This is a genomic window from Mesorhizobium sp. M7A.F.Ca.ET.027.02.1.1 (genome assembly GCF_004022985.1).
Taxonomy (GTDB): domain Bacteria; phylum Pseudomonadota; class Alphaproteobacteria; order Rhizobiales; family Rhizobiaceae; genus Mesorhizobium.
This window is the reverse complement of sequence record NZ_RZOL01000386.1, coordinates 1-5,810: the sequence shown is the minus strand read 5'-3', so window position 1 is coordinate 5,810 and position 5,810 is coordinate 1. Positions and strand designations below refer to the sequence as shown.

Genomic DNA, 5,810 nt, shown 5'->3' with positions numbered 1-5,810 from the left:
GGGGTGTAGCGGTCGCACCAGTCGGCAAGGCCTTCGAGCAGTCGGCGGTCGGCTTCCGGATCGGCCTCGACGATGTCGATCGACGGATGCATGGCGCGCGCATCGGCAATGCCCATGTCGCGCTTCAGGTGCAGCGCTTCAGCCCGCTCGTCGAGGGCCGAGATGCGCTGCGCGTTGCGGTCGCGATGGCTGATCACGAGCGGCGGGTGAGAGGGGTGATCCGACGGCCGGGAACGCCAGGACCGCCCCAGACGCTGGCGCAGGATCCTTTCCGCCGCCAGATAGGGAAACCACAGAGACAGGATTCTTTCGCCGGTTTCTTTCCCCACCTGCTCCTTCGTCGCCCGCTCTTTCGTCGAATGCGCATTCATCGGGGTTCCACTCCAGTGTGAATTGTCCAGGCAGGGCCGTGCGGCTCTTGCCGATGGTGAGGGTGAAGGCCGGGCGGCCGATCGAGCCGGCCAGCGGTCCGGCGATGGTGTCGCGCGACACCGCCGGCGCCGAGGCGACGATGAGGCGGACGGGGGCCGCAGTCGGTTCGGGTTCGGCCGCCTGCCGCAGCAGGAACACCGGGCGGCCGGCCGCTTGCGTCCTTGCATGCAGCCGGCGTGTCGCGGTCAGGTCCAGCCGCTGCGGATTGCCGCGGATTTCCAGGATGACGGCGGCAAGCGCCGTCATCCGGGCCGCCTCCTCGGCGACCCACAGCGCATCGACAAGCCTTGGCGCCTCGGAAAACAGCAATTGCTCCGGCTCGATGCCGAATGAGGCGTGAAGCCCCCTTGCATAGGGAAAGCCGGCCTCGCGAAAAATCTCCGATGTGCCGATCCACAGCACCGGCAGCCCCGGCGTTTGCTTGAGGATCAGGCTGGTGAGCGACAAAGCGAAGCCGGCGACGGCCCCGGCATCGCGGGTTTCCAGCCCATGGATTTCACTCAGGGCGGCCTTCGGCAGGCCGCCGCTCAGGGCGGCGTCGAGGCGCTCGACACCAATAGGCAGAAACGCATCCGGCAACGCCGCGGCAATGCCACGCCGGACGATTGTGAGATCGGTGTTGGCGTCGGCATTAAAGGGCGCGGCGGCCGGCGCAGCCAAGCGCTCGGGCAGCGTTCCCTCGATTTTCGCGATCTGGCGGCGCAGGGCAAAAACAGTCTCCCGCGCCACGGCGGTCATCGCCATGACGGTCAGCTTCCACTCACAATTGTTCCTGTTATGTTCCCTATAGATTCCAGAGGGTGACCCAGGAGTCAAGCGGAGTCATGGGGAATTTATTCCTCTCCGCATGGGTGGCGCAGGCGCATCGGCCCGTTCATTTGCCGATTCCGGTGCGAAAGCCTATATGCCGGGATCAAAGGACAAAGCATGGCCCGCATCTACAAGACCCGCACCTGGCACGACGAACTCTCGCCCTCGATGGACGAAATGGAGTTCCTGGCGCTGGAGGCGTACGCCCATCTGCCGGAGGATTTCCGCAAGCTGACCGGCGAGATCGTCATCCAGATCGCCGAGTTCCCGACCGACGAGATCATGGACGACCTGTCGCTGGAGACGCCCTTCGACCTGCTCGGCCTGTTCGAGGGCCGCGGCATCGCCGAACGCTGGAACCCGCAGACCGGCGAGGGCCCGAACCGCATCACGCTCTACCGCCGCGCCATCCTCGACTACTGGTCCGAGAACGAAGAAACGCTTGGCGACATCGTCACCCACGTGCTGATCCACGAGATCGGCCACCATTTCGGCCTGTCGGACGATGATATGGAGAAGATCGAAGAGGCGGCGGAATAGCACTCAAATGACGGAAGCAGAATTTGCCGACCTGATAGATTGCAATTGGCCGTACCACGACATTCCACAAAGCCGGGAACTGATCGCAACCGCCATCGGGATTTCACCGAATGCCGCATTCCTCGCACTTGGTGAGCTTTGCCATCTGCCCGCCAGTGCTGCCGTCGAACCGGCCACTCTCATTGCCCTGGTCGATTTTTGGCTATCCGAATTCGACCACCCGATAGCACCTATGACAGCGGAATGCGCGATCTCCATGATCGAACGCAAGCGGTTGCCGGTTCATGAAATCCTTAAGAGAATGGATTCCATCTCCGGCTATCCCGGTCTCTTTGCAGCGCTATCGATCCTCTATTTCAGCTGCGATGACGTCGAGGGCCGCGCAGACGCACGGTTCAACCAAATCAGAGCCGCCTGGGAAAATCTGGGGTAGCCGGTTAGCTGCTCGACCAAGCGCGGTCCTTATTCCTGACCGTCGATTCCTTGACCTCGGCCTGCCGCTTTCTTGTCGCCGGCATAAGGTCGGCGAGCCGATCACGCGCGGCCGGTGGTGGCGGTCACCGCCTTGCTTAATTATACAGGTTTTGATATAAGACGGGTCGATACCCGTGACGAAGCGCTTAGAGTTTCTTGGAGATTCTCTTGCCCAGCTCCGGGATTTTCCAGAGGCGGCGCGCAAGGAAACAGCGGTTCAGTTGCATAAGGTGCAACTCGGACTTGAGCCAAGCGACTGGAAGCCGATGACGACAGCAGGCCCTGGCGTGCGAGAAATCCGCGTCCGGAACGACGCCGGAGCATTCCGGGTGCTTTACGTCGCGAGCATAGGGGACGCCGTCTATGTGCTGCACGCCTTCCAGAAAGACGCAGCAGACGGCGAAACGAGACTTGGAGCTAGCCGCATCGCGGTTCAAGCAAATCTAGCGGAGACGTGACGATGGAACGTCAGAGCTTTGAAAATGTCTGGGATGCGCTGGAAGACACTCCGGCCGAGGCTGCCAATATGGCCATGCGCTCCAATTTGCTGATCGCGATTGAACAGCGGGTGCGGAGTTGGAACGCTACCCAGGCCGAAGCAGCCGAGCGGCTCGGAATCACGCAGCCGCGCCTTAGCGACCTCCTCCGGGGCAGGATCGCGAATTTCAGCCTGGATACGTTGATCAACCTTGCGGCACGGGCCGGACTTACCGTGCGCCTCGATATCGCCGAGGCTGCCTGATTAGTGGTGGGTTGCGGCGCTACTGTCCGCGAGCACTAAGCCGCAGGTAGGCATTTGCACCCTGCTTCCTGCGTCACGTGAATTGTCCATTCCTATCCAGTCGGTCCAGAACTCAGCGGCGGCAAGGGTTCTTGGGATCTCGCTTCAGATACGTTGGCCATTCGGCTGATAAAAAGATGCAGCGCCTTGCGCACGGCGAGCGATGGCGGCTCGGACGGATGCCACTCCGGAAAATGACCATCAACCACCATTCGTGCCAACCCATAGACAAAGGCACGAGCGGCAAGAACCAGATGATCGAAGTCCGTGTTCGCAGCCAGCCGACCCTGGTGTTGCGCCTGAGTCAGCAGGTCGATCATCTTCCGGCGAATGGCCTCATTCTGACCGCGAAGACTGTCCGACGCGTCGAAATCAATCAGCGTTCGGGAACTGATAATCTGGAAATGCGTGGGATTGGCGATCGCCCACTCCAGATAGCCTTGTCCGATTGCTTCGAAGGCCACGATGGGATCCGCGCTGTCGACTTCTGAAAGTGCATTGGCAACGGCCTCTGTCAGCCGGTTCATGGCCTGTTCGGCGACCGCGGTCAGCAGCGCTGTTTTCGACTGAAAATGCCGGAAGGGGGCGCCGGGGGAAACTCCGGCCCGCTTTGCGGCTTCGCGCACGCTCACATTGTCGGGGCCGCCTTCCTCGACAAGTTGAATTGCAGCATCGATCAACGTGTCCCGCAAATTGCCATGGTGGTAGTCGGTGCGGTGAGGCGTCTTGGCTTTTGCCATCTCTTTTCCTTCATTCCGTAGAGCTGCTTCACGCGTCCGTAGCACGATCCGCGATTTATGTAATCACTGTTTACAATGCAGATAAGGGGATGTAAGCAGTGATTACAGATGGGACCGGAACAGGCCTGCGGTCTTCGCGGGCTCCCCGTTTCTCAGAATGAGGAGACGAACATGTCTGCCAGAACCGCCGAACCCCGCCGTCCGCAATCGTTGATTTCGCTGAGGAGTCCAGCCGAAGAACCTCAGCACAAGGAGAATCTCACGACTGTCCAGTCGAGCGCGGCTGTGCCCAGCGTCACGCTTTATCGGCTTGCCGCCGTCGCCGGGGTGGGAAGCGCGCTTATTCTTGTGGTTAACGCGGCCAAACGCAGCGCGCTCATCGCGACCACCGATCTGACACAACTTCTCGCGCCAGTCGCCGAGATATTGGCGCTTGGTCTTGTCGTCGGCCTGTTTCTCGCTTTTGGCCGGCGCGCGGGCCTGTTCGGCATCATCGCGTTTGTCATCAACTTCGTTGCATTGGCAAGTTTGGTCGGTGTGGAAGTGGTGATCAATCTGGTATTTTCGAAACTTCCGCTGACAACCATCATCGAGCTGCGCGCCGGCCCTCTCGGACTGGCTCTGGTCGTCAGTTCGTTCCTTTTTCTGCTTGGGACGCTGGCGTTTGTAATCTCTCTTGTGGTTGCAAGAGGCGTTCCGCGCATTCCACTCGCCCTCTATCTCATTGGCGCCGTGCCTATCGCACTCCGTGCGTTCGTGCCCGAGTGGGCTCTTGACCTGGGTTTGGTGACGCTTGCGACAGCGATCGCCTGGCTGGCCGGGTGGCTGTGGATGCGCGCGCCGTCTACCAGTCGCTGAGCTTGGTATCGGGCCCGTATTCCTGACCGTCGATATCCTTCACCACGGCCTGGCCGCAGCACATCGTCTTGGCTTTCTTGTCGTAGGCATAGGTCGGCGAGCCGAACAGGTGCCAGCCCTTGTTCAGCGCCGCCGTCACCTTGTGGCAGAAGCTGGCGTCGTCCGGGCCGGTCAGGAAGCGGTAGAGTTTCATTTTTCGGTCCTGTCGTGAGTGCCCATAGCCGCGAGCACAGAGTTGATATCATGCGCCGATCGCGGCTGCCTTCGCCAGCAGTTTTTCGGCCTGCGCCAGGTGCAGCCGCTCGACCATCTTGCCGTTCAGCGCGATCACGCCCTTGCCTCTATTCTCGGCGAGCGCGAAGGCATCTTTCACTTGCCGCGCCTCGGCGATGGCTTCTGTGGACGGTGCGAAGGCGCGGTTGGCAGCCTCGATCTGCGCTGGGTGGATAAGGGTCTTGCCGTCGAACCCCATGGCCGCGGCTTCCGTGCATTCCCGAGCGAAAGCGTCGAGGTCGCGAAAATCGTTGGAGACGCCGTCGAGCATGTCGATGCCGCCGGCGCGCGCGGCAAGCAGCATCTGCATCAGCCATGGCACCAAATAGCGCCGGTCAGGCGTCGCCAGCACGCCGGTATTCTTGACCAGATCATTCGTTCCGGCAACGAAACAAGCCAATCGAGACGCCGGATCGCGGCCAAGTTCGGCGATGGCGCCGATGTTGAGCAGCGCCTTGGGCGTCTCGATCATCGCCCACAGTTTCACGCTGTCGGGAGCAAAATTGTCGTCGAGCATCTCGCCGGCCTCGAGCAGGTCGCGCGGCGTGTCGACCTTGGGCAACAGGATGCCGTCGGCCTCGCAGCCTGCGGCAGCCAGCAAATCGTCGGCGCCCCATTCGGTTCCCAGAGCATTGATGCGCACGATCATCTCGCAGCGGCGGCCAATATGGTTGGCGAAAATGCCGGCCAGTTTTTCGCGAGCGCCGATCTTGTCGGCCGGGGCGACGGCATCCTCCAGGTCGATGATGACTGCATCGCAGGCAAGCTGCGCGATCTTGGCCAGCGCCTTGTCGTTGGAAGCCGGAATGTAGAGCACGGAGCGGCGCGGGCGATAGGTTTCCATGGGTGATCTATGCCGCTTGTGGGTGGGTGAGGCAAGCGGGCAGGGCTGTGACCCCACC

Annotated in this window: 8 protein-coding genes and 2 pseudogenes; 5 read left to right on the top strand and 5 right to left on the bottom strand. The window is 61.4% G+C overall.

Features of this window, described 5'->3' with window-relative positions:
- Both EN749_RS39655 and EN749_RS38275 read right to left on the bottom strand, forming a co-directional pair.
- Positions 1 to 251, bottom strand: a pseudogene (locus EN749_RS39655) (DNA polymerase Y family protein); the annotation flags it as partial.
- Positions 139 to 1,176: a hypothetical protein gene (locus EN749_RS38275; RefSeq protein ID WP_128364449.1), complete on the bottom strand. Its 1,038-nt coding sequence runs from the start codon at positions 1,174 to 1,176 to the stop codon at positions 139 to 141. The gene EN749_RS38275 and the pseudogene EN749_RS39655, both read right to left, overlap by 113 nt.
- Positions 1,177 to 1,359: 183 nt before the next feature.
- Here EN749_RS38275 and EN749_RS29075 point away from each other — a divergent pair, with 183 nt between their 5' ends.
- The 4 genes and pseudogenes from EN749_RS29075 to EN749_RS29060 all read left to right on the top strand — a co-directional run bounded on the left by EN749_RS29075 (position 1,360) and on the right by EN749_RS29060 (position 2,998).
- A complete protein-coding gene (locus EN749_RS29075; protein ID WP_023763026.1) occupies positions 1,360 to 1,782 on the top strand; it encodes a metallopeptidase family protein in 423 nt (140 codons plus the stop codon).
- Between the two features lie 7 nt (positions 1,783 to 1,789).
- Entirely contained in the window at positions 1,790 to 2,215 is a 426-nt protein-coding gene (locus EN749_RS29070; protein WP_128364448.1) for a hypothetical protein, read from the top strand.
- 169 nt (positions 2,216 to 2,384) lie between these two features.
- Positions 2,385 to 2,703 (top strand): annotated as a pseudogene (locus EN749_RS29065) (type II toxin-antitoxin system RelE/ParE family toxin).
- Between the two features lie 13 nt (positions 2,704 to 2,716).
- Entirely contained in the window at positions 2,717 to 2,998 is a 282-nt protein-coding gene (locus tag EN749_RS29060) for an XRE family transcriptional regulator (RefSeq protein WP_128364447.1), read from the top strand.
- Positions 2,999 to 3,090: 92 nt separating this feature from the next.
- Here the strand turns inward: EN749_RS29060 and EN749_RS29055 are convergent, their stop codons facing one another.
- Positions 3,091 to 3,777: a TetR/AcrR family transcriptional regulator gene (locus EN749_RS29055; RefSeq protein ID WP_128290051.1), complete on the bottom strand. Its 687-nt coding sequence runs from the start codon at positions 3,775 to 3,777 to the stop codon at positions 3,091 to 3,093.
- 171 nt (positions 3,778 to 3,948) lie between these two features.
- Between EN749_RS29055 and EN749_RS29050 the strand changes: the two genes are divergently transcribed.
- Entirely contained in the window at positions 3,949 to 4,635 is a 687-nt protein-coding gene (locus EN749_RS29050) for a hypothetical protein (protein ID WP_210214733.1), read from the top strand.
- On the opposite strand, the gene EN749_RS29045 is transcribed toward EN749_RS29050, so the two are convergent.
- Both EN749_RS29045 and EN749_RS29040 read right to left on the bottom strand, forming a co-directional pair.
- Positions 4,622 to 4,828 (bottom strand): DUF1737 domain-containing protein, encoded by a 207-nt coding sequence (locus EN749_RS29045; RefSeq protein ID WP_023763029.1) that lies wholly within the window; start codon positions 4,826 to 4,828, stop codon positions 4,622 to 4,624. The two genes, EN749_RS29050 and EN749_RS29045, sit on opposite strands and share 14 nt — an antisense overlap.
- A 48-nt stretch (positions 4,829 to 4,876) precedes the next feature.
- A complete protein-coding gene (locus EN749_RS29040) occupies positions 4,877 to 5,752 on the bottom strand; it encodes a CoA ester lyase (protein WP_128364446.1) in 876 nt (291 codons plus the stop codon).
- Between the last annotated feature and the right edge of the window lie 58 nt (positions 5,753 to 5,810).

What these genes read in the sequence shown, in the direction of transcription:
- EN749_RS38275 (WP_128364449.1), bottom strand. Translation starts at nt 1,176, where the DNA reads ATGGCGATGACCGCCGTGGCGCGGGAGACTGTTTTTGCCCTGCGCCGC.
- EN749_RS29075 (WP_023763026.1), top strand. Translation starts at nt 1,360, where the DNA reads ATGGCCCGCATCTACAAGACCCGCACCTGGCACGACGAACTCTCGCCC.
- EN749_RS29070 (WP_128364448.1), top strand. Translation starts at nt 1,790, where the DNA reads ATGACGGAAGCAGAATTTGCCGACCTGATAGATTGCAATTGGCCGTAC.
- EN749_RS29060 (WP_128364447.1), top strand. Translation starts at nt 2,717, where the DNA reads ATGGAACGTCAGAGCTTTGAAAATGTCTGGGATGCGCTGGAAGACACT.
- EN749_RS29055 (WP_128290051.1), bottom strand. Translation starts at nt 3,777, where the DNA reads ATGGCAAAAGCCAAGACGCCTCACCGCACCGACTACCACCATGGCAAT.
- EN749_RS29050 (WP_210214733.1), top strand. Translation starts at nt 3,949, where the DNA reads ATGTCTGCCAGAACCGCCGAACCCCGCCGTCCGCAATCGTTGATTTCG.
- EN749_RS29045 (WP_023763029.1), bottom strand. Translation starts at nt 4,828, where the DNA reads ATGAAACTCTACCGCTTCCTGACCGGCCCGGACGACGCCAGCTTCTGC.
- EN749_RS29040 (WP_128364446.1), bottom strand. Translation starts at nt 5,752, where the DNA reads ATGGAAACCTATCGCCCGCGCCGCTCCGTGCTCTACATTCCGGCTTCC.